This window comes from Comamonas humi, assembly GCF_054782535.1.
This window is the reverse complement of the sequence record NZ_BAAGSH010000018.1, coordinates 110,291-131,828: the sequence shown is the minus strand read 5'-3', so window position 1 is coordinate 131,828 and position 21,538 is coordinate 110,291. Positions and strand designations below refer to the sequence as shown.

Sequence of the window (21,538 nt, the reverse complement as noted above, 5' to 3'; positions counted from 1 at the left end):
CGCAACGGCCACCCCAAGGTGGCCGTTTTTTTTGGCCCCGCAAAGCGCGTCGCAACTAGGGATTCCGATATGCGCTTAATGTATCTTGCGCGCGTTACCGGGTGTAGACTGCTGCCACTTTTGTGCGAGGTCCAAACCCGCACGTCCGTTCAACTTTCACGTTCCGTGGAGATACGCATATGAAGCAACTGGCCTGGGCACCCTTGGGCGCGCTCGCACTGGCAATCGCCGCCATCGCCCCCGCGCAAGCGGCGGATCAGAAATCGGTGGCCGTGACCGCCATCGTCGAGCACCCCGCGCTGGATGCCGTGCGCGACGGCGTGCAGGCCGCGCTGAAGGCCGAGGGCTTCGAAGCCGACAAGAACCTGAAGTGGCAGTACCAGAGCGCCCAGGGCAACACCGGCACGGCCGCGCAGATCGCACGCAAGTTCGTCGGCGACAAGCCCGACGTGATCGTTGCCATCGCCACCCCCTCGGCCCAGGCCGTGGTGGCTGCCAGCAAGAGCGTGCCGGTGGTGTTCTCCGCCGTGACCGACCCGGTCGTCGCCAAGCTGGTGCCGAGCTGGGAGCCCTCCAAGACCAACGTGACCGGCGTGTCCGACCTGCTGGCCCTCGACAAGCAGATGGAGCTGCTGAAGAAGGTGGTGCCGAACGCCAAGCGCGTGGGCATGGTCTACAACCCCGGCGAAGCCAACTCCACCGTGGTGGTGAAGGAGCTGAAGGCCCTGCTGCCCAAGATGGGCATGACCCTGGTCGAAGCCGCCGCGCCCCGCTCGGTGGACGTGAGCAGCGCCGCGCGCAGCCTGGTCGGCAAGGCCGACGTGATCTACACCAACACCGACAACAACGTGGTGTCGGCCTACGAATCGCTGGTCAAGGTGGGCCAGGAATCCAAGCTGCCGCTGGTGGCCTCGGACACCGACTCGGTCGGCCGCGGCGCCGTGGCCGCGCTGGGCATCAACTACCGCGACCTGGGCGAGCAGACCGGCCGCATGGTGGCCCGCATCCTGAAGGGTGAGAAGCCCGGCGACATCAAGCCCGAAGTCTCGACCAAGGTGGAACTCTTCGTGAACCCCGGCGCCGCCGAGAAGCAGGGCGTGAAGCTGTCCGACGAACTGATCAAGTCGGCCACCAAGGTCGTCCAGTAAAAATCATGAGCAGCCGGCGCTTGCACCATCCGTGCAAGCCGGCTATTGACATCACAGCCCCGCCAGAAGCGGGGCTCTTTTGTTCGCAACGACCATGACTCTGTTTTCCTTTCTGGGCGCCATCGAGATCGGCCTGATCTTTGCCCTGGTCGCCCTGGGCGTCTATATCTCCTTCAGGCTGCTGCGCTTTCCCGACCTCACGGTGGATGGCAGCTTTCCTCTCGGCGGCGCGGTCTGCGCCGTGATGATCGCAGGCGGCTACAGCCCCCTCGTGGCTACCATCGCCGCCGGCCTCGCCGGCGCGGTGGCGGGTTTCATCACCGGCTGGCTCAACGTCAAGCTCAAGATCATGGACCTGCTGGCCAGCATCCTGATGATGATCGCGCTGTACTCGGTGAACCTGCGCATCATGGGCGGCCCCAACATCCCGCTGATCAACGACCCCACGCTGTTCAACCAACTGCAGCCGGCCTCGATGGAAGACTACGTGTTCCGCCCCCTGCTGCTGCTGGTGATCGTGATCGCCGCCAAGCTGGCGATGGACTGGTTCTTCCTGACCGAACGGGGCCTGGCCATCCGCGCCACCGGCACCAACGCCCGCATGGCGCGCGCCCAGGGCGTGAACACCGGCGGCATGATCCTGCTGGGCATGGCGGTCTCGAACGCGCTGGTGGCGCTGGCCGGCGCCCTCTTCGCGCAGACCCAGGGCGGCTCCGACATCTCCATGGGCATCGGCACCATCGTGATCGGCCTGGCCGCGGTGATCGTGGGCGAGGCCATCCTGCCGTCGCGCCGCCTGGTGATGGCCACGCTGGCCGTGATCCTGGGCGCCATCGTCTACCGCTTCTTCATCGCGCTGGCGCTGAACAGCGACTTCATCGGCCTCAAGGCCCAGGACCTGAACCTGGTGACCGCCGTGCTGGTGACCGTGGCCCTGGTCATCCCGCAACTCAAGCGCAAGCTGGCCAAGAAGCTGTGATGCCCGGAGACAACAACATGCTGAGCGCAAAAGACCTCAAGATCACCTTCAACCCCGGCACGCCCATCGAGACCCGCGCCCTGCGCGGCGCCACGCTGGAGATTCCCGCCGGCCAGTTCGTCACCGTCATCGGCTCCAACGGCGCCGGCAAGTCCACCTTTTTGAACGCCATCTCGGGCGACCTGCTGGTGGACACCGGCTCCATCGTCATCGACGGCGAGGACATGACCCGCAAGCCCGTGTGGGAGCGCTCCTCGCGCGTGGCCCGCGTGTTCCAGGACCCGATGGCCGGCACCTGCGAGGACCTGTCCATCGAGGAGAACATGGCGCTGGCGCACGAGCGCGGCAACTTCCGCGGCCTCTCGAAGGCCGTGAAGGCCGCCAACCGCGACCTGTACCGCGACCGCCTGGCCACGCTGGGCCTGGGCCTGGAGAACCGCCTGACCGACCGCATCGGCCTGCTCTCGGGCGGCCAGCGCCAGGCGGTGAGCCTGCTGATGGCCGCGCTGCAGCCCTCGCGCATCCTGTTGCTGGACGAGCACACCGCCGCGCTCGACCCGCGCACCGCCGACTTCGTGCTGCAGCTCACCGCGCGCATCGTCGAGGAAGGCAAGCTCACCACGATGATGGTCACCCACAGCATGCGCCAGGCGCTGGACGTGGGCACGCGCACCGTGATGCTGCACCAGGGCCAGGTGGTGCTGGACGTGAGCGGCGAGGAGCGCGCGAAGATGGACGTGCCCGACCTGTTGCAGATGTTCGAGAAGGTGCGCGGCGAAAAGCTCTCCGACGACGCGCTGCTGCTGGGCTGAGCCCGGCGCCAGGGGCGCCTGCGGCCCTCCCCCAACAGAAAGTCCGCCAGTGGCGGACTTTCTTTTTGATAGCTGCCAGCGCTTGGCAGTTCTATATATTTGATGGTTTCATATCTGAAAATCAGATATGGCAAGCGCTGGCAGCTCCTCCAACGATAGCAGCTACTTCAGCCCAGCAGCTTGCCGCGCAGCTGCGCGATCTCGTCCGCGCCCAGGCCCAGCCCCTCGCTCAGGTAGTTGTCCATCGAGCCGAAGCCGCGCTCCGCCTCGGCGAATTCCGCCTCCAGGTAGCTGCGCTGCACGCCCAGCAGCGGCCAGTACATGTCGGCTGCGGCCTTGCCGTTGTGCGCCAGCATCTGCTGGTAGGTGGCCTGCATCCAGGCCTCGGTGTAGGTGTTGGTGAGCAGGTAGTCCTTGATGGTGGTCTCGCGCGGCACGCCGGCGATGGTGTGCAGCAGCGCCGTCACCCAGCCCGTGCGGTCCTTACCGGCGGTGCAGTGGAACAGCTGCGCATCGCCGGTGGTGGCCATGCTGCGCAGCAACTGGCCCACGCGCCCGCGCATGCCGGCGTCGCGCACCATCACGCGGCCCATCTCCTCCATCGCGGCCTCGGCCTCCTTGGGCGTACGGAAGGGCGAGAACACCGGGTCGGCCGTGCCGAAGATGTTCACGTGCACATAGCGGATTCCCTCCGGCAGGCGGTCCGGGTCCTTGGCCACCTCGTTCGTGGTGCGCAGGTCGTAGGCGGTGGTGATGCCCAGGCCAGCCAGCGTCGCTGCGTCGGCCGCGCTCGGCAGCACGGCGTTGGAGCGGTAGAACACGCCGCGCCGCAGCGGCTGGCCGACCGCATTGCGGTAGACCGAGGCGTCATCGGCGCCGGCCACGTCGCGGAAGTTGTTGATGGACGCCAGCCGCGGCGTCGCCGCCTTCGGCTCGATGCCGCCGCCGTCACCGCCGCCGCAGGCCGCCAGCAGCCCGCCGGCACCGGTGGACACCAGCCCCAGCAGCCCCAGGCGCAGCAGGTGGCGCCTGTCCATGCCGCTGCCGGCCACCGCTGCGGTCGTCCCTGTCAAACCCTTCATGCCTGTCTCCTTGTGTGGATCTATGCCATCCATCCACCCCTCGTGGATCTTTGGCAGGGCGCAGGCTATCAGGGACGATTCACTTTCCAAACCGGCTCTACACCTTAGTCTGAACGGCCTAGGCGGGGTGGATGAAGGTATGGGGTTTGGTGTTTTTGATAGCTGCTGGCGCTTGCCATTGCTTGTCTTCAGGTGCTTTTTTTCCTAGAGCCAAGCAATCATGAGCGCAAGCAGCTATCAAAACAGAAGTGCGAAAAACTCAATGCCCCTGGCGGTTGGGGCTCTGGATCTGCCATTTCTGCATGTGGCGGTACACCGTGGCGCGGGACATGCCCAGGCTGCGCGCGGCCTCGGTCACGTTCCAGCGGCTGGCCTTCAGCGCCTGCAGCAGCGCGGCGCGCTCGCCCGGCGCTTCCGCCGCCTCGGGCTCCACCCCGCCGAACGACAGCATGCGCTCGGGCGGCAGCACGGCGGGCTGGCCGCCCTGCAGTTCTGCCGGCAGGTGCTCGGGGCCCACGGCCTCGCCGCCGCTCAGCGCCATCGCCGTGCGCAGCACGTTCTTGAGCTGGCGGATATTGCCCGGCCAGCCGTAGCCCAGCAGCAGGCCGCGGGCCGCCTCGGTGATGGCCACGGCGCGGCCGTAGAGCTGCTGGCCGTCCTCTTGCAGCAGGCGGTCGATCAGCTGCGCCTTGTCGGCCCGCTCGCGCAGCGCCGGCAGCGCCAGCGTCACGCTGTTGAGGCGGTAGTACAGGTCGAGCCGGAACTGGCCCTGCGCCACCATCTCGCGCAGGTCGCGGTGCGTGGCGCAGATCAGCTGCACGTCGACGGCGATGGGCTGCTCCGAGCCCAGCGGCGTGACCTCGCGCTCGGCCAGCACGCGCAGCAGCCGCGTCTGCATGGCTTGCGGCATGTCGCCGATCTCGTCGAGGAATAGCGTGCCGCCATGCGCCTGCGCGATCTTGCCGCGCGCGCCCTTGGCCCGCGCGCCGGTGAAGGCGCCCTCGCGGTAGCCGAACAGCTCGCTCTCGATCAGCGTCTCGGGAATCGCCGCGCAGTTGACCGCCACGAAGGGCTGGGCCCGGCGCGCGCTGGCCTCGTGCATGGCCTTGGCAAAGGCCTCCTTGCCCGAGCCCGACTCGCCGTGCAGCAATATCGCCAGCCCCTTGTCGAGCACGCGCAGCGCCTGGCGCGCGTTGGTCTGCATCTGCGGATCGTGGCCGGCGATCGCCTGCAGCGCATCCACATCGACCGGCGCTGCGGCAGGCGCTGCCGGGCGCGGTGCCGCTGGTGCCGCAGCGGGCCGGCGGCGCGGCGGCCGCACCAGCGCAAAGCACTGCGTGCCGGTCGGCAGGTAGCGCATGGCCAGCGGATAGCCGCCGTGCTGCGCCGCATCGGCCACCTGCTCGAAGCGCTGGTCAAAGACGGCCTCGATGCTGCGGCCCACGTCGGCAACCAAGGCGCCCTGCTCGCGCAGCGACTGGCTGATGGCGACGATGCGGCCCGCCTCGTCGAGCGCGAGCATGCCGTCGGCCGAGACTTCGAGGAAGTCGCGCCGCCGCGCGAGCTTGAGCACGTGGTGGTGCTCGAACTCGTGCAGGAAGTTCGCGTCCTCGGCCATGCGCGCGGCCGAGCGCACCATCTGCAGCACCAGGTGCTGGCTGCGGCGGTCGTCGGGTGATTCCATGGCCGAGGCGTCGAGCACCGCCAGCGGCCGCCCGTCGGGCGCGAAGATGGGCACGGCGCTGCAGGTCAGCCGCTGGTTGGGCGCACGGAAATGCTCCGCATGGTGCACGGTGATGGCGCGCTGCTCGAGGTTGGCCAGCGCCACCGCGCAGGTGCCCTCCTTCTCCTCGGTCCAGCAGCTGCCCAGCCACAGCCCGGCACGGCGCCAGTCCTGGTCGAACAGCGGGTTGCCGATGAAGTCCACCGCCACGCCGTGGGTGTCGGTCAGCAGCACCACATAGCCCGCATCGCGGATCTGGCCGAACAGCGTCTCCATGCCGCCGCGCGCGATGCGCATGAAGCGCTCCATGGGCTCGCGGTGGTCCTTGAGGGCGTTGGTGGTCAGCACGCGCGGCGGCTCGCCGCGCCCGGGGTCCAGCCGGTGCAGCTCGAAGGAGCGCAGCCGCGAGCGCTCGATCAGCGCGACGTCGACCGGCGCGGCCGGGGCGCTGTCGGAAGGCTTCGTGGGGTTCCATTGCATTGTCTGTCTCCATTCGCCTCGCGCTCATCGGCCGAGGTCGGACCTGCATGGGATGCGACAGCTGCCGCAGGCGGCCGCGACAGTTGTTGCATACCTGCGCATGATAAGCCCGCGGCTTGCAGCGGCCTTACGGCAAAACCGGGTTGGCCTCTTTCTTGCATGGCTGGCTGCATGACCCTCGCACACCCCCTCTCCATCGGCGTCATTGCCAACCCCTCGTCGGGCCGCGACCTGCGGCGGCTGTTCTCCTGGGGCAGCACCTTTTCGATGGCCGAGAAGATCAACGCCATGCTGCGCCTGCTGTCCTCCGCGGGCGCGCTGGGCATCACCGAGGCCTGGCTGATGCCCGACACCTCGGGCCTGGCGCGCGAGGTGCAGTCCCGCGCACAGCAGGCACGGCTGCGCCAGCCCGTGATGCCCGAGGTACGGCTGCTGGAGCTGGCGCTGACCGACAGCGCCCAGGACAGCACCCGCGCCGCGGCGCTGATGGCAGAACGCGGCGTGCGCGCCATCGCCGTGCTGGGCGGCGACGGCACGCACCGCGCGGTGGCCCGGGGCTGCGGCGAGGTGCCGCTGGCCACGCTCTCGACCGGCACCAACAACGCCTTTCCCGAGCGCTTCGATGCCACGCTGGCCGGCATGGCCGCCGCGCTGGTGGCCACGGGCCGGGTGGGCGAGGACATTGGCATCCGCCGCAACAAGCGGCTGCGGGTGCGCGGCCAGGGCATCGACGAGCTGGCGCTGGTGGATGTCGCCGTCTCGCGCCAGGACGCCACCGGCGCCGGCGCGGTGGACTGCGCCCAGGACCTGCAGGAGCTGTTCGTGAGCTTCTGCGAGCCCGGCGTCATCGGCCTGGCGTCCATCGCCGCGCTGCTGGAGCCCACCGGCCGCGACTGCGCCCATGGCCTGCACCTGCGCATGGCCGCCGGGGCGCCCTGCGCCGTGCAGGCGCCGCTGATGCCGGGCATGGTGGCCGAGGTGGGCGTGGGCCGCCTGGCCCGCCTGCAGCCCGGCGTGCCGGTGGCCATATCGGCCACGCGGGGCACGCTGGCGCTCGACGGCGAGCGCAGCATCGAGATCGCCGCCCATGCGCCGCTGACGGTGACGCTGGACGGCCTGGGCCCGCGCAGCATCATGGTCGAAGCGGTGCTGCGGCAGGCCGCCCTGGCCAACCGGTTGCCACTGGGCTGAACGGGGCCGCGGCCGGCCTTTCCAGCCATTCGGCCAGCAGTTGCAGCAGCGCGGCGGGCTGGTCGGCGTGCAACCAGTGGCCGGCGTCCGCGAGGTCTTCGATCCGCGCCCGCGGGAACAGCGCGTGGATCGCGTCCTCGTGGCGCGGCAGCACATAGTCCGAGGCCTCGCCGCGCACGAACAGTGCATCAACGGCGCTGGACGCGCGCTGCAGCGCGGCCGGAAAGCCCAGCAGCTGCGGCAGCGAGCCGCCTATGCCCAGCCAGTGGATGCGCCAGGCCAGCCGCCCGTTGCGCCAGGCCAGGTTCTGCAGCAGCATGGCCCGCAGCCGGGCCGAGGGCACGAAGCGTTCGAGCTGGCGGTCGGCGTCCTGTCGCGAACGGGCGGCGGCCAGGTCCAGCCGCAGCGCGGCGCAGACCAGGGCCGAGAAATGGTCGTGGTAGGCGACCGGCGCGATGTCGAGCACGGCCAACGCTTCGGTGCGTTCGGGGTGCCGCAGCGCGAAAGCCATGGCCACCTTGCCGCCCATGCTGTGGCCCACGATGCGGGCCTGGGCGATGCCCTGGGCGTCGAGCAGCTCGCGCAGGTCCTCGGCCATGGCCTCGTAGTCCATGGCATCGGCATGCGGCGACAGGCCATGGTTGCGCAGGTCCACCGCCAGCACGCGCGCGCGGGCCGACAGCGGCGCCGCGATATGGTGCCACTGCGCGGCGCTGCCGAACAGGCCATGCAGCAGCACCAGCGGCGCGCAGCCGGCGTCGCCACCCGGGTAGCTGCGGCAGGACAGCTTCATGTCCTGCCTCCCTTCACAGCTCGCGCCGCTGCATGGCCCCGGCGATGTACTCCGCCTGGCGGATCGCCAGCGCCACGATGGTCAGCGTGGGGTTGGCCGCGGCGCTGGAAGTGAACTGGCTGCCGTCCGAGATGAAGAGGTTCTTCACGTCGTGCGCCTGGCCCCACTTGTTGACCACGCCGTCGCTGGCCTTGGCGCTCATGCGGTTGGTACCCATGTTGTGGCTGGCCGGATAGGCCGGCATGTCGATCACGCGGGTCGCGCCCACCGCCTCGGACAGCTTGCGCCACTGCACCAGGCCGTGGGCGGTGATCTTGTCGTCGTTGGCGTGGTAGGTCTTGGTCACGATGGGCACGGGCAGGCCGTACTGGTCCTTCTCGGTGGGGTGCAGCGTGATCGAGTTCTGCTCGCGCGCGAGGTCTTCGCCGCAGACCCAGACGCAGCTCATGTGGTCGTAGGCCTCCATGGCCGAGGCAAAGTCGCGCCCCCAGCCGCCAGGCTTCATGAAGGCCGCCGTGTATGGCAGGTGGATGGCCAGGCCCTCGAGGTAGTAGCCGCCGACGAAGCCGCGCTTGGTGTCGAGCGGCACCTCGTCGGCCACCACGGCCGCGATGTCGAAGCCGCGGTACATGTAGACCGGCTTCTTGTGGATGGACACCGCCGCCGCCGTGGCGTGGTTCATGTAGTTCTTGCCCACCTGGCCCGAGGAGTTGGCCAGGCCATTGGTGAACAGGCTGGAGGCCGAGTTCAGCAGCAGCCGCGGCGACTCGATGGAGTTGCCCGCCACGCAGACCACGCGGGCCTTCTGCAGCTGGCGGCGGCCCTTGCCGTCCACATAGAGCACGCCGTTGGCGCGGCCTTCCTTGTCGTGCTGGATCTGCAGCACCATCGATTCGGGCCGCAGCTCGACATTGCCCGTGGCCTGGGCGCGCGGCACCTCGGTGTACAGCGTGGACCACTTGGCGCCGATCTTGCAGCCCTGCATGCAGAAGCCGATCTGCTGGCAGGCGGGACGGCCGTCGTAGACCTCGCTGTTCGACGCCGCCGGGCGCACGATGTTCTTGTAGCCCACCTTGCGGGCGCCGGCCTCGATCACCTTGTAGTGGTTGTTGGGCGGCATGGGCGGCAGGCCGCTGGCCTTGCTGCCGCTCACGCCCATCTTCTTCTCGGCCAGGTCGTAGTACGGCTCCAGCTCGGCCAGCGTGATCGGCCAGTCGAGCACGTTCGCGCCCTCGATGGCGCCGTAGGTCGTCCTGGTGTGGAAGTCGTGCTCCTGGAAGCGCAGCGCCACGCCCGACCAGTGCACCGTGGAGCCGCCCACGCCCTTGACGATCCAGGCCGGCAGGTTCGGGTAGGTCTGGGTGTGGTGCCAGCCCCCGGCCGAGATGCGCTTGTCCAGCCACGAGATCTTGTTGAACATCGCCCACTCGTCGTTCTCGAAGTCGTTCTGGGTGTAGTGCTTGCCGGCCTCCAGCACCACGCACTTGACGCCGCGCTGCGCCAGCTCGTTGGCCAGCGTGCCGCCGCCCGCGCCCGAGCCGACGATCACGACGACGCTGTCGTCATTCAGGGAAAATTTGGTTTGGTCTGCCATGATGGATGTCTCCTTCGCTGATGCCCGGGCTGTCACAGCCAGTCGATGTCGTCGAAGCCGCGGTTCACGTAGCCGCCCTTCTGCCAGGACGAGCCCTCGTAGCCGAACAGCGGCCACAGCTTCTTGTTGTTGTAGAGGCCGGTGACTAGGCCGCCCTGGATCTTCTTGAAGAACGGCGTGGCCTCGATGTCCTTGAGCAGGGCCACGCGCTCTTCCTCGGTCTTCACCGCGGCATAGGGCATGCCGTAGCGCTCCTTGGCGCGGCGGTCCAGGTCCTTCACGCCGTCGGTCAGCAGCTGCTTCTCGGTCTTGTCCTTGGCCGCCGCCGTGTCGTATGGCGCCACGGCCTCGACATAGAACTTGTCGGCCAGCTTGTCGTGCGGGTAGATGTCGCGCGCCATGCGCACCAGGGTCTTGCCGGTGGCCGCGCCCAGGTGGCGGAAGCTCTGCTGGGCGGCCACGTCCTTGGCGGCCGCGAGGCTGGCCGCGGGAATGACCGTGATGCCGATGGCCCCGAGGCCGCCGCCGCGCAGGAAGCTGCGGCGCTGCAGCGCGGGCTGCTTGTCCAGCACGCGCATGGCGCCGGGTGCCGGTTGGTCGTTGAGGTTTTTCATCGTCGTGTCTCCATCGCTTTATGGGTTGGTGTGTGGATCGGAATCCCGGGGTCGCAAAGGTCGTTCATCGGCTCACATGGGGCAGGCCTCCTGTTCCAGGGCGGCCTGCAGCGCCCGCTCCAGCCGCTCGGCGCAGGCCTGGCCATCGAAGGCCGCGGCCAGCTCGCCGGCGCTGACGGTGGCGGCGGCCAGGGCTTGCACATCGGATGCATCGCAGCCCAGGGCCTCGCCCATCAGCCGCCACGGCGAAGGCTGCAGCAGGAGCCCGCCGACCAGCAGCACGCCGTGGGCGCGGCGCACCTGCGCCAGGCCAGCGATCTTGCGGCCGCCGGCCAGCACCTCCCAGGGCGACAGGCCGCCAAAGCAGGCCCAGTCCACCGCCGTGCGCTGCGCAGCGCTCATGGCGCGCAGCGCCTCGGGGGCCAGGGCCTGTGCCTCCACGCCGCCCTGCTGCAACACCCCGGCGATGGCCTCGCCCAGCCAGCGGTAGCTGGCGACCAGGCCCTGGCGGGCCAACGGGTGATCGGTCGGCAGCGCCGCCGACAGGCCCAGCATCCACGGCCCGGTCAGCACCGCGCCGCCGCCGGACTGGCGCAGCAGCACCGGCACGGAACCACGGGCCTGCGCCAGCAGCCGGCGCTGCGAACAGCCGAGCACGATGGCCGGCTCCTGGTAGCGCCAGAGGCGAAAGCCGGGCACGGCCACCGGCTGGGCAAGCTGCTGCTCGTTCCACAGCTGCTCGCGCACGGCCTCGGGTGGTGTCAGAGAGGGGATCGTGGACATGGCCGGCCTTACAGCGAATCGGGGGCTTCGAGGTGGGCCTTGACGGCCTGCAGGAACTGCGCTGCCGGGTAGCCGTCGATGGCCCGGTGGTCGAACACCAGGGTCAGCGTCGTCATCGCGGCGATGCCCAGCTTTCCGTCCCGAACCACGGCGCGTTCGCGCACGCTGCTCACACCCAGGATCCCTACTTGCGGCGCGTTCAGCACCGGGGTGAACCAGTCGATGCCGGTCATGCCCAGGTTGGTAACCGTGAAGGTCGCGCCCTGGTAGGCCTTGGGCGACAGCTTGCCGGTGCGGGCGCCGGCCGCCAGCTCGCGCGTTTCCTGCGCGAGCTGCGCCACTGGCTTGGTCTCGGCATCGCGGATCACCGGCACCATCAGCCCCTCGTCCAGCGCCACGGCCAGGCCCAGGTTCACGGCGCCCTGGCACTCGATGACGTTGTCCTTGAGCAGCGCGTTCATGCGCGGGTGCCCGGCCAGCGCCAGCGCGGTGGCGCGCAGCACGCAAGCGGTGATGGTGGGCTTGGCCCCGCCCTCCGCCATCGGGTGGGCCCGCAGCCAGGCCTGGCAGGCCGAGACATCGACATCGACGCCCATGGCCACGCGCGGCGCCTGCCAACCCACGGCCATGTTGCGCGCGATGGCGCCGCGCAGACCCTTGAGCGGGATGCCCGGGGCGCTGGCGTTGGCAACGCCGGCTTCAGCAGCAACAGTGGCGGCGGCGGTGCTCATGCCAGCGTGCCCAGGCTCTGGCCGGGCTTGAAGGTGCCTTCGGCCGGCACGAGGATGGACTCGACCACGCCATCGGCGGGCGCCAGCACCTCGTGGCTGGACTTGACCACGACCACGCTGGCCAGCGGCTGGCCGGCCTTGACGCTGTCGCCCACCTGCACCAGCCAGTCCTCGACCAGGGCCTCGGTGCCGGGCTCCACGTCCTGCCAGGCGTCTTGCGGAAGAATGATGTCGGTGCTCATGCGTAGGCTCCTTCGAGTTGCGGTGCGGCGACGAGCTGCTGCGCGGCGGCAACGATGGCGTCGACCTGGGGAATGACGAACTGCTCCAGCGGGCGGCTGAAGGGGATGGGCACGTCGGGCACGGCCAGGCGCCGGACCGGGGCCTTGAGGCGCACGTTGTCGAGGTTCTCGGCCACCAGCGCGGCGATCTCGCCCGACAGGCCGAAGCTCAGGTAGTCCTCGTCGGCCACCAGCAGGCGGCCGGTCTTGCGCACCGACTTGAGCACCGCCTCGCGGTCCAGCGGCACGATGGTGCGCAGGTCGATCACCTCGGCGTCTATGCCCGCATCGGCGAGCTGCTGCGCGGCCAGCACGGTCTTCTGCACCATCTGGCTCAGCGTGACGATGGTCACGTCGGCACCCTCGCGCACGACCTTGGCCTGGCCGAAGGGGATGGTGTACTGCTCCTCGGGCACCTCGTTGGTGCTGCCCTCGAAGTACGACATCCACGGCAGGCCCATGATGCCCTTGTGGAACAGGAACACCACCGGGTTGTCGTCGCGGATGGCCTGGGTCATCAGGCCCTTGGCGTCATAGGCGTTGGACGGCACCACCACCTTCATGCCCGGCATGTGGGCAAAGGTGCCGTACAGGCACTGCGAGTGCTGGGCCGCATCGTTGTAGCCGCCGCCGATGCCCGCCATCAGCACCATGGGCATCTTGATGTTGCCGCCGGCCATGTAGATGTTCTTGGCCATGTGGTTGTAGATCATGTCCATGCACACGCCGAAGAAGTCGACGAACATGATCTCGGCGATGGGGCGCATGCCCTCGGCCGCCGCGCCGATGGCGGTGCCGATGAAGGCGGTCTCCGAGATCGGCGTGTCCATGATGCGGTCCTTGCCGTGCTTGGCCAGCAGGCCGCCGGTGGCGCCGAAGATGCCGCCGTACTTGCCGATGTCCTCGCCCATCACGAAGACATTGGGATCGCGCTCGATTTCCTGGCCGATGGCCTCCGACACGGCCTGGGCCATGGTCAATTTGCGGGTTGTCATGCTGGGTCTCCGAAGTTCGTGGGGCGTTAGCAGAAGACGTGCAGCAGCGCGTCCTCGGGCTTGGGGTACGGGCTGCTGCGACCGTACTCGTAGGCCTCGGCGATGCGCGCGTTGACACGCTGGCGCAGCGCCTGGTCGGCCGCGTCGTCGAGCAGGCCGGCGCGGCGCAGGTGCTCGGCCAGGCGCGGGATCGGGTCGTTCTTGCGCAGCTCGGCCGCCTCGCCCTTGGGGCGGTAGGTCTCGGGGTCGCCCTGGAAGTGGCCCAGATAGCGGTCGGTCTTGACCTCGATCAGCGTCGGCCCTTCGCCGCGGCGGGCGCGAGCGATGGCCACGCCGGCGGCCTCGTAGACCGCGAGCGCATCGTTCTGGTCCACCAGCACGCCGGGCATGCCGTAGGCGGCGGCGCGGTCGGCATTCCAGGCCACTGAGGTGGACTCGCTCTTTTCCACCGAGATTGCGTACTTGTTGTCCTCGCAGACGAAGAGCACGGGCAGCTTCCACAGCGCCGCGAGGTTCATCGATTCGTGGAAGGCGCCCTGGTTGGTCGCGCCCTCGCCGAAGAAGGCCACGGCCACCCAGTCCTTGCCGCGCTTCTTGGCGGCCAGCGCCGCGCCGCAGGCCGGCGGCATGCTGGCGCCGATGATGCCGCTGCAGCTGAACTTGTGCGCCGGATCGAACAGGTGCATGTGCCCGCCCTTGCCGCGGCCCAGGCCCGTGTCCTTGCCGAACATCTCGGCCGTCATGGGATTGAGCGGCACGCCCTTGGCGATCGCAAAGTGGTGCGGGCGGTGCGAGCCAACCACGGTGTCGTCGTCATGCAGATGGGCGCATACGCCCACCGCCACGGGCTCCTGCCCGGCCGCCAGGTGCATCTCGCCCGGCACGGGGCCGGAACCGATGTCGAAGGCCAGGCCCTTCTGGATATGCGGCGGCAGCTTGCCTTCCATGTAGACCCGGGCCATGGTCTCTTCGTATTCCCGGATCTCGATCATCTTCTCGTACATCCACAGCTTGCGCTCGGTGCTTGGATTCATGGTGATGTCTCCGTCTGTCGTTGGGTTGCGGCCCGCCGGTTGCACCGGCCGGGCCCTGCATGCACGCCATCGCGTCCACGCACCCTTCAGCGCAAGCGGTGTGCCAACCGCTGTGCCATCACCAACAAGTACGGGTAAATCCCAGGAAATTCCGGCATGCCAGCCCGGATTTCGGCCCTGCCCTGCCCTGGCAGCCCGCGAGACGGGGTGGTCTCACCCCGGGCGCATGCGACAAATGCGACAGCCCGATGCGACAGGTGTCGCATCGGGCTGCGGAAGATGTGACAGCTGTCTCAGGCCAGTGAGACAGCGCCGGCGATCAGGACTTGGCCGCGGGCGTGGGCTGGCCGTTCACGAGCCCCCAGGCGCCCAGCGGATTGGCGCATATGTTTGGCAAAGCCATGCGCATGGAAAATCAAAAACAATAGCATCTAGCGCTCATCTGCATTTACTCTCAATATATTTCCCATTCACAAACCAATGCAGATAAGCGCTAAAAGCTCTCTTTTTTGAAAGACAGGCCCTTGCCGCAGCGGCAGGTCAAACGACCTTGGTCGTGCCCGCCTCTGCCGCATCCATGGCCGTCAGCGGCCCCTGCATGCGGTGAAAGCTCAGGTCGGCCGCCGTGAAGAAGGCCTGCGAACGGCCCCGGGCGAAGTCGTCGACATGCACCACCGTGGCGCCGTCGGCCTCCTGCCACGAGATCGCATAGACACCCTCGCCGATCTGCTGCCACTGGCAGCGCGCCTGGCCGCTGGCGCCCGCGTAGGGGCCGGAGACGATGGCGTACTGGATGGTGTCGCCGTCTTCGGAGTAGATGTTGTGCGCGGACAGGCCGTCGTAATCGACACGGAAGCCGCGGCCCGCAAACGGCGGACGGGAAGTGTGTGTGGAATTCATGGTGGATCGCTGCAGGAACGGGGAACGGGGAACGGACCGCGCCGCCCGCCCGGCGTGGCCGCTCGGGTCGACGGGAAGTGAAAAACAGGCAGCACGTGCTCGGCGAAGCTGCCTTCGGTCAAGCGCGCGCCAGAGCAGTCATTGCAAGCGCTCCTCAATCCCACACCGGGGCCAGGCCCTCGGGGCTGACTTCGCGGCCATTGCGCTCCAGCGTGGCGATCAGGGCCATGTCCTCGGCGTCCAGCTTGAGGTCGCGGGCCAGCAGGTTGCTGGCCAGGTTCTCGCGCCTGGTCGAGGACGGGATCACCGCATAGCCCAGCTGCAGCGCCCAGGCCAGCGCCACCTGCGCCACCGTGGCCTGGTGCTTGCCGGCGATCCGGGCCAGCACCGGGTCCTTGAGCACCTTGCCGTAGGCCAGGGTCATGTAGGAGGTCACCTGGATGCCCTGCTCCATGAGGAAGGCGGTCAGCTTGCTGCCTTGCAGGTAGGGGCTGAGTTCGATCTGGTTGGTGGCGATCTCGCCCTGGCCCACGGCGGCGATGGCCTGGCGGGTCAGCTCGATGTTGAAGTTGGAGATGCCGATCTGGCGCGTCAGGCCCTGGGCCTTGGCCTCGGCCAGCGCTTCCATGAACTCGGGCAGTTCCACGCCATTGCCAGGGGCCGGCCAGTGGATCAGCGTCAGGTCCACGTAGTCGGTGCGCAGCTTCTTCAGGCTGTCACGCAGGCTGGGCACCAGCTTGGTTCTGGCGTAGTTGTCGGTCCAGATCTTGGTGGTCACGAAAAGCGCTTCGCGCGCCACGCCGCTTTCTGCAATCGCCTGGCCGACTTCGGCCTCGTTGCTGTAGATCTGCGCCGTGTCGACAGCGCGGTAGCCCACGTCCAGGGCGTTGCGCACCGAGTCGATCACGACTTGGCCATTCAAACGGAAGGTACCGACGCCAAAGGTTGGGATATTGCTCATGGAAAACTCCTAGGGGATTTAGATGGAAGAAGAAATCGAAACAGGACGGCGGCGGGTATTGCCCAGCCAGACCAGCCCCAGGCCACCGGCGGCCAGGGCTGCTCCGGCCAGCGGCACGGCCGCATAGCCCAGGCCCTGCCCGATCACGGCGCCGCCCAGGGCCGCGCCCACGGCATTGCCCAGGTTGAAGGCGCCCACGTTGACCGACGAGGCCAGGCCCGGAGCTTGCGAGGCCGCCTGCATGACGCGCATCTGCACCGGCGGCACGATGCCGAAGGCCGCGGCGCCCCAGGCCACGAGGCCGATGGCCGCGCCCACATGGGTGCTCATCAGCAGCGGCAGCACGGCCATGACCACGGCCAGCGCCGCGAGGATGAGCTTGGTGGCACCATCGAGCGACCAGTCGGCCAGCTTGCCGCCTATGCTGTTGCCCAGCGTGAAGCCGATGCCGATCAGCACCAGCGCAAAGGCCACGAAGCCGGGGCTGGCGTGGGTGAGGTCGGCCAGCACGGGGGCGACATAGGTGTAGAGCGTGAACATGGCGCCCGCGCCCATCACCGTCGTGCCCATGGCCAGCAGGACTTCGGGGCGGGTCAGCACCTTCAGCTCGCGGCGCACGTCGGGGCGCGTGCCGGGTTCGCCCTGGGGCAGGGCCAGCCACAGCGCGGCGATGGTGACCAGGCCCAGCACGGCCGTGCCGCCGAAGGCTACGCGCCAGCCCACCTGCTGGCCTATCCAGGTCGCGGCCGGCACGCCGCCGATGTTGGCGATGGTCAGGCCCATGAACATCATGGCGATGGCGCTGGCCTGCTTGTCCTTGGGCACCACGCTGGCCGCCACCACGGCGCCTATGCCGAAGAAGGCGCCGTGGTTGAGGCTGGTGATCAGGCGCGACAGCAGCAGCGTGGTGTAGCTGGGCGCGAACGCCGACAGCAGGTTGCCCACGGTGAACAGCACCATCAGTGCCATCAGCGCCGCGCGCTTGCCGAAGCGGCTGAACAGCAGGGTCATGACCGGCGCGCTGGCCATCACGCCGATGGCATAGGCCGAGACCAGCATGCCGGCCGTGGGGATGCTGACCCCCACGCCGTCGGCGATCACGGGCAGCAGGCCCATGGGGGTGAACTCGGTAGTGCCGATGGCGAATGCCCCGATGGCGAGGGCGAACAATGCAGCAGAGGATTTCATGGCCTGCAGTGTGCCCGGTTAATATTTGCAGATTAAGCCCCATATCAAACAAATACTCTTGATTTCAATTCAACAATGAAGACCACGCTCGACGAACTGCAGGCCCTGGTGGCCGTGGTGGATACCGGCTCGATCACCGCGGCCTCGGAGCTGCTCGGGCTGACGGTTTCGGCCACCAGCCGCACGCTGGGCCGGCTGGAGGAAAAGCTGCAGACCACGCTGCTGCGGCGCACCACAAGGCGGCTGGAGCTGACCGAGGAAGGCGCGGCCTTCCTGCAGCAGGCCCGCGCCATCTTGGCCTCGGTCGACGCGGCCGAGGAGCAAATGGCGGCAAGGCGGCTGCGGCCGGCCGGCCGGCTGCGCGTCGATGCCGCCACGCCCTTCATGCTGCATGTGCTGGTGCCGCTGGTCGAGGGCTTTCGCGAGCGCTACCCCGAGGTGGAGCTGGAGCTGAATTCAAATGAGGGCATCATCGATCTGATCGAGAAGCGCACCGACGTAGCCTTCCGCATCGGCGTGCTGAAGGACTCCACGCTCCATGCGCGGCCCATCGGTGTCAGCCGCGTGCGCGTGCTCGCCAGCCCCGCCTACCTGAAGCGCCACGGCAAGCCCGCCCATCCGGGCCAGCTCGCCCGCCATGCGCTGCTGGGCTTCACCCAGCCCGAGTCGCTGAACGAGTGGCCGCTGCGCGATGCGGCTGGCAACACCCTGCGCATCCAGCCGACGATCGCCTCCTCGAGCGGCGAGACGCTGCGGCACATGGCGCTGGCGGGCTTGGGGCTGGTCTGCCTGTCGGACTTCATGACGCGCGAGGACCGCCGCAGCGGCCAGCTGGTGCAGCTGTTCCCCGGCCAGACGCTGGACGTGCGCCAGTCGATCAACGCGGTCTACTACCGCAACACCGCGCTGGCGGCGCGCATCACCTGCTTTGTAGACCATGTGGTCGAGGTGCTCGGCCAGCGGGCCTTCCAGGACTAGGCGTCGGCCGACCAGACGGCCAGCTCGTAGCCGTCGGGGTCGATGAAGTGGAAGCGCCGCCCGCCCGGAAACGCGAACGCCGCGCGGCTGATGTGCGCGCCGGCCGCCTCCACGCGGCGCTGCGCCGCGGCCAGGTCGTCGGCATAGAGGATCACCAGCGGGCCGCCGGGCCGCACCTCGCCGCCGGTGGTGAACCCGCCGGTGAGCCGGCCGTCGCTGAACTCGGTGTAGCTCGGCCCATAGTCGGTGAAGGTCCAGCCGAACACCTGGCCATAGAAGGCCTTGCTGCGGGCGATGTCCGCCACCTGGAACTCGATGTTGTCGATCTGCCGATCACGGCCCTGGGTGCCCATGTGGTCCTCCGTTGCGCTGTGCTGGCCATGATGCCACCGGCCGGCGCCAGCGGCTGTCGGACGCGGCGCCTCACACGCCCAGCGGCAGGTCCGCCTTCTTCAAGGTGCGCAGCACGAAGCTCGACTGGCTGTGGCGTATGCCCTTGATCTTGTAGAGCTGCTCGCGCAGCAGGCGCTCGTAGTCGCGCGTGTCCTTCACCACCACGCGCAGCAGGTAGTCGTATTCGCCCGAGACCAGGTGCGCCTCGACCACCTCGGGGATGGTGGCCAGCACCTCGCCAAACTTCTCCAGCGTGTTGTCGGAGTGGCTGTCGAGCGTGACCTGCACCAGCACCGTGTCGCCCAGGCCCAGCGCCTGCGGGTTCAGGCGCACGGTGTAGCCCTCGATCACGCCGGCCTCCTCCAGTTTCTTGATGCGGCCCCAGCACGGCGACGGGCTCAGGCCCACGGCGTGGCCTATGTCCTGCAGGCTGGCGCGGCTGTTGGCCTGCAGCACCGCAAGAATTTTCCGATCCAGACGATCAAGCAGCATGATTTTTTACCATTCTCAAATCAGCAGAATATTTTTCCAAATTACCACCAATTATCAGATAAAACAAAAAATCCTCCCGGCGCTATGCACGCATACTTTCTCCATCGAAACACTTTTACCGAAGCCGCTTTCTCGCAGAGCCTGTTTACCGACAATCCCTCGCATGCCCAGCTCCCTGGCGGTTACCGCTGCCCGGGAGTTGTTGCATTGGACGGCCCGAAGCGGCTGCAGCCGTGGCATAGTTCGCCCTGTTTTACAGGACCTGTGCGATGTTCAAACGATTGAATCGACTCTCCGAAAGCCACGGCGCGCTGCAGCCGGGCAAGGGCATGGTGCTGGGCGTGGCCGCGCTCATCCTGGCCGCGCTGTGCCTGCTGGGCGTGCTGGCCTTCCACTTCCCGCAGTACCTGACGACGCCCGAGCTGCGCAAGTCCTACAGCGTCGATGCCTTGCGGCAGCTGCTGTTCTGGTGCATGGTGGTCTCGGGCGGCGTCAGCCTGGGCCTGATCGTGCTGGGCCGGGTGCGCTGGATCGCCGCCTGGGCCTTCGGGCTGGTGGCGCTGTCGCTGCTGCTGGGCGGCCACAAGGTGCCGGTGGGCGACTTCCCCGACCACACGCCCTATATCGGGCTGGACTGGTTCATCCTCGACCTGCTGGGCTCGTCGCTGATCTTCATCTTCATCGAGAAGCTGTTCGCGCTGCGCAAGGACCAGCCGGTGTTCCGCCCCGAGTGGCAGACCGACTTCCAGCACTTCCTGGTCAACCACATGGTGGTCGGCTTCATCCTGCTGGCCACCAACCTGATGGTGCACAAGTTCTTCGGCTGGGCCGCGCACGACGGCATCCGTGGCTGGGTGGCAGGCCTCAACTTCTGGATCGCGCTGTTCCTCATCATCCTGGTGGCCGACCTGGTGCAGTACTGGACGCACCGCGCCTACCACGAGGTGCCGCTCTTGTGGCGCATCCACGCGGTGCACCACAGCGTCAAGAGCATGGACTGGCTGGCCGGCTCGCGCCAGCACATCCTGGAGCTGCTCATCACCCGCACCCTGGTGCTCGCGCCGATCTACGTGCTGGGCTTCTCGAAGGAAGTGATCGATGCCTACATCATCATCGTCGGCTTCCAGGCGGTGTTCAACCACGCCAACGTGAGCGTGCGGCTGGGGCCGCTGCGCTATGTGATCGTCACGCCCAACTTCCACCACTGGCACCACAGCCAGGACCAGGAGGCGCTGGACAAGAACTACGCCGCGCACTACGCCTTCCTCGACTACCTGTTCGGCACCGCGGTGAAGAGCGACAAGCCCTGGCCGCAGGACTACGGCGTGCTGGGCGACTATGTGCCCGATGGCTTCTTCAAGCAGCTCAAGTTCCCGTTCACCTGGAAGGGCTGAAACTCTGTTTTCGATAGCAGCCAGCGCTTGCTGCATAAGCGCTGTAGGCCAATTTCATACAAATCCCGATGAGCACACCCGATTTTCGTGCCCAGGCCATGGTGCTGGCCGCCGGCCGCGGCGAGCGCATGCGCCCGCTGACCGACCACACGCCCAAGCCACTGCTGCCGGTGCGCGGCAAGCCGCTGATGCAATGGTCCCTCGAAGCGCTGGCCCAGGGCGGCGTGCGCCGCCTGGTCATCAACACCGGCTGGCTGGGCGCGCAGGTGGCGGCCCAATGGCCCGAGGCGCCCGCCGCCGCGCAGCTCGCGGATGCGGCCGTGCAGATCCGCTACTCGCGCGAAGACCTGGACTTCGGCGGCGGCATCGAGACCACCGGCGGCATCAGCCGCGCCCTGCCCTGGCTGGACGACAGCTTCTGGCTGGTGTCGGGTGACGTATTCATGCCCGGCTTTGCCTTCGACGAAGCCCGGCGCGCGCGCTTCGCCGCGTCCCATGACCTGGCCCATCTGTGGCTGGTGCCCAATGCGCCGCACCACCCGCGCGGCGACTTCATCCTCGAGGCCGACGGCCGCGCCACCAACCCGTCGCCCGGCGATGAGCGCCCACGCCTGACCTATGGCTGCGTCGCGCTGCTGAAAAAGGAATTGTTCCTGCCGCCCTACTGCGACATCCCGCCCGGCAACCCGCAAGGCGCCAAGATGCCGCTGGTGCAGCAGTTGCGGGCCGCGATGGCCGCGGGCCGCTGCAGCGCCACTCGCTACGACGGCCCCTGGACCGACGTGGGCACGCCCGAGCGCCTGGCCAGCATCGCCTGAGCGCTGCGCCGCCGCTGGCGGCAGGCATTGCCCGAACTTCTGACAGGCATCGCCAGCGATGCCTTTTTTTTGTTCGTTCTGTCATCTTTCATTTTGAATAGAAACTATTCTCATTTAGATTATCATCATATCTTTACATCATTCCCTAGGCGCCCTCCTGCAGCGGCGCTTTCG

22 protein-coding genes are annotated in these 21,538 nt (G+C 68.1%); 7 read left to right on the top strand and 15 right to left on the bottom strand.

Going from position 1 to position 21,538, the window contains the following annotated elements; all coding sequences use genetic code 11:
- Nucleotides 1–179 precede the first annotated feature (179 nt).
- The 3 genes from ACYVKR_RS18700 to ACYVKR_RS18690 all read left to right on the top strand — a co-directional run bounded on the left by ACYVKR_RS18700 (nt 180) and on the right by ACYVKR_RS18690 (nt 2,939).
- Nucleotides 180–1,148 (top strand): ABC transporter substrate-binding protein, encoded by a 969-nt coding sequence (locus tag ACYVKR_RS18700; protein ID WP_460482463.1) that lies wholly within the window; start codon nt 180–182, stop codon nt 1,146–1,148.
- Between the two features lie 94 nt (nt 1,149–1,242).
- Nucleotides 1,243–2,127, top strand: a complete 885-nt coding sequence (locus ACYVKR_RS18695; protein ID WP_460482462.1) for an ABC transporter permease — start codon at nt 1,243–1,245, stop codon at nt 2,125–2,127.
- A gap of 17 nt (nt 2,128–2,144) precedes the next feature.
- Nucleotides 2,145–2,939, top strand: coding sequence for an ABC transporter ATP-binding protein (locus tag ACYVKR_RS18690; protein ID WP_460482461.1), 795 nt, complete (start codon nt 2,145–2,147; stop codon nt 2,937–2,939).
- Between the two features lie 167 nt (nt 2,940–3,106).
- Here ACYVKR_RS18690 and ACYVKR_RS18685 read toward each other — a convergent pair whose 3' ends face one another.
- Both ACYVKR_RS18685 and ACYVKR_RS18680 read right to left on the bottom strand, forming a co-directional pair.
- Nucleotides 3,107–4,021, bottom strand: coding sequence for a tyrosine-protein phosphatase (locus ACYVKR_RS18685; protein WP_460482460.1), 915 nt, complete (start codon nt 4,019–4,021; stop codon nt 3,107–3,109).
- Between the two features lie 259 nt (nt 4,022–4,280).
- Nucleotides 4,281–6,224: a sigma-54-dependent Fis family transcriptional regulator gene (locus tag ACYVKR_RS18680; protein ID WP_460482459.1), complete on the bottom strand. Its 1,944-nt coding sequence runs from the start codon at nt 6,222–6,224 to the stop codon at nt 4,281–4,283.
- Between the two features lie 171 nt (nt 6,225–6,395).
- Here ACYVKR_RS18680 and ACYVKR_RS18675 point away from each other — a divergent pair, with 171 nt between their 5' ends.
- Complete coding sequence (locus ACYVKR_RS18675) at nt 6,396–7,415, top strand: diacylglycerol kinase family protein (RefSeq protein WP_460482458.1); 1,020 nt, start codon at nt 6,396–6,398, stop codon at nt 7,413–7,415.
- Here the strand turns inward: ACYVKR_RS18675 and ACYVKR_RS18670 are convergent.
- The 11 genes from ACYVKR_RS18670 to ACYVKR_RS18620 form a co-directional block, all read right to left on the bottom strand.
- Nucleotides 7,357–8,208 (bottom strand): alpha/beta fold hydrolase, encoded by an 852-nt coding sequence (locus tag ACYVKR_RS18670; RefSeq protein ID WP_460482457.1) that lies wholly within the window; start codon nt 8,206–8,208, stop codon nt 7,357–7,359. The genes ACYVKR_RS18675 and ACYVKR_RS18670 overlap by 59 nt on opposite strands.
- Before the next feature lie 13 nt (nt 8,209–8,221).
- Nucleotides 8,222–9,802 (bottom strand): GMC family oxidoreductase, encoded by a 1,581-nt coding sequence (locus ACYVKR_RS18665; RefSeq protein ID WP_460482456.1) that lies wholly within the window; start codon nt 9,800–9,802, stop codon nt 8,222–8,224.
- Nucleotides 9,803–9,834: 32 nt separating this feature from the next.
- Nucleotides 9,835–10,416 (bottom strand): gluconate 2-dehydrogenase subunit 3 family protein, encoded by a 582-nt coding sequence (locus tag ACYVKR_RS18660; protein WP_460482455.1) that lies wholly within the window; start codon nt 10,414–10,416, stop codon nt 9,835–9,837.
- Nucleotides 10,417–10,488: 72 nt separating this feature from the next.
- On the bottom strand, nt 10,489–11,199 hold the full coding sequence (locus tag ACYVKR_RS18655) for a lipoate--protein ligase family protein (protein ID WP_460482454.1): 711 nt from the start codon (nt 11,197–11,199) through the stop codon (nt 10,489–10,491).
- Between the two features lie 8 nt (nt 11,200–11,207).
- Nucleotides 11,208–11,930, bottom strand: coding sequence for a dihydrolipoamide acetyltransferase family protein (locus ACYVKR_RS18650; protein ID WP_460482453.1), 723 nt, complete (start codon nt 11,928–11,930; stop codon nt 11,208–11,210).
- Nucleotides 11,927–12,172, bottom strand: coding sequence for a lipoyl domain-containing protein (locus ACYVKR_RS18645; RefSeq protein ID WP_283488632.1), 246 nt, complete (start codon nt 12,170–12,172; stop codon nt 11,927–11,929). Before ACYVKR_RS18645 ends, ACYVKR_RS18650 begins: the two co-directional genes overlap by 4 nt.
- Complete coding sequence (locus tag ACYVKR_RS18640) at nt 12,169–13,206, bottom strand: alpha-ketoacid dehydrogenase subunit beta (protein ID WP_460482452.1); 1,038 nt, start codon at nt 13,204–13,206, stop codon at nt 12,169–12,171. Before ACYVKR_RS18640 ends, ACYVKR_RS18645 begins: the two co-directional genes overlap by 4 nt.
- Nucleotides 13,207–13,232: 26 nt before the next feature.
- Nucleotides 13,233–14,240: a thiamine pyrophosphate-dependent dehydrogenase E1 component subunit alpha gene (locus tag ACYVKR_RS18635; protein ID WP_187737502.1), complete on the bottom strand. Its 1,008-nt coding sequence runs from the start codon at nt 14,238–14,240 to the stop codon at nt 13,233–13,235.
- A 540-nt stretch (nt 14,241–14,780) separates the two neighbouring features.
- On the bottom strand, nt 14,781–15,140 hold the full coding sequence (locus ACYVKR_RS18630; protein WP_460482451.1) for a MoaF-related domain-containing protein: 360 nt from the start codon (nt 15,138–15,140) through the stop codon (nt 14,781–14,783).
- A 154-nt stretch (nt 15,141–15,294) separates the two neighbouring features.
- On the bottom strand, nt 15,295–16,101 hold the full coding sequence (gene dkgB / locus ACYVKR_RS18625; protein ID WP_460482450.1) for a 2,5-didehydrogluconate reductase DkgB: 807 nt from the start codon (nt 16,099–16,101) through the stop codon (nt 15,295–15,297).
- 18 nt (nt 16,102–16,119) lie between these two features.
- Entirely contained in the window at nt 16,120–17,289 is a 1,170-nt protein-coding gene (locus ACYVKR_RS18620; protein ID WP_460482449.1) for an MFS transporter, read from the bottom strand.
- A gap of 75 nt (nt 17,290–17,364) precedes the next feature.
- Here ACYVKR_RS18620 and ACYVKR_RS18615 point away from each other — a divergent pair, with 75 nt between their 5' ends.
- Nucleotides 17,365–18,267 (top strand): LysR substrate-binding domain-containing protein, encoded by a 903-nt coding sequence (locus tag ACYVKR_RS18615; protein ID WP_460482448.1) that lies wholly within the window; start codon nt 17,365–17,367, stop codon nt 18,265–18,267.
- Here ACYVKR_RS18615 and ACYVKR_RS18610 read toward each other — a convergent pair.
- Both ACYVKR_RS18610 and ACYVKR_RS18605 read right to left on the bottom strand, forming a co-directional pair.
- Nucleotides 18,264–18,620, bottom strand: coding sequence for a VOC family protein (locus ACYVKR_RS18610; RefSeq protein WP_460482447.1), 357 nt, complete (start codon nt 18,618–18,620; stop codon nt 18,264–18,266). The genes ACYVKR_RS18615 and ACYVKR_RS18610 overlap by 4 nt on opposite strands.
- 70 nt (nt 18,621–18,690) lie before the next feature.
- Complete coding sequence (locus ACYVKR_RS18605; protein ID WP_460482446.1) at nt 18,691–19,152, bottom strand: Lrp/AsnC family transcriptional regulator; 462 nt, start codon at nt 19,150–19,152, stop codon at nt 18,691–18,693.
- A gap of 269 nt (nt 19,153–19,421) precedes the next feature.
- On the opposite strand from ACYVKR_RS18605, the gene ACYVKR_RS18600 reads away from it, so the two are divergent.
- On the top strand, nt 19,422–20,546 hold the full coding sequence (locus ACYVKR_RS18600) for a sterol desaturase family protein (protein ID WP_460482445.1): 1,125 nt from the start codon (nt 19,422–19,424) through the stop codon (nt 20,544–20,546).
- Between the two features lie 68 nt (nt 20,547–20,614).
- A complete protein-coding gene (locus ACYVKR_RS18595) occupies nt 20,615–21,364 on the top strand; it encodes a nucleotidyltransferase family protein (protein ID WP_460482444.1) in 750 nt (249 codons plus the stop codon).
- Nucleotides 21,365–21,538: the final 174 nt, after the last annotated feature.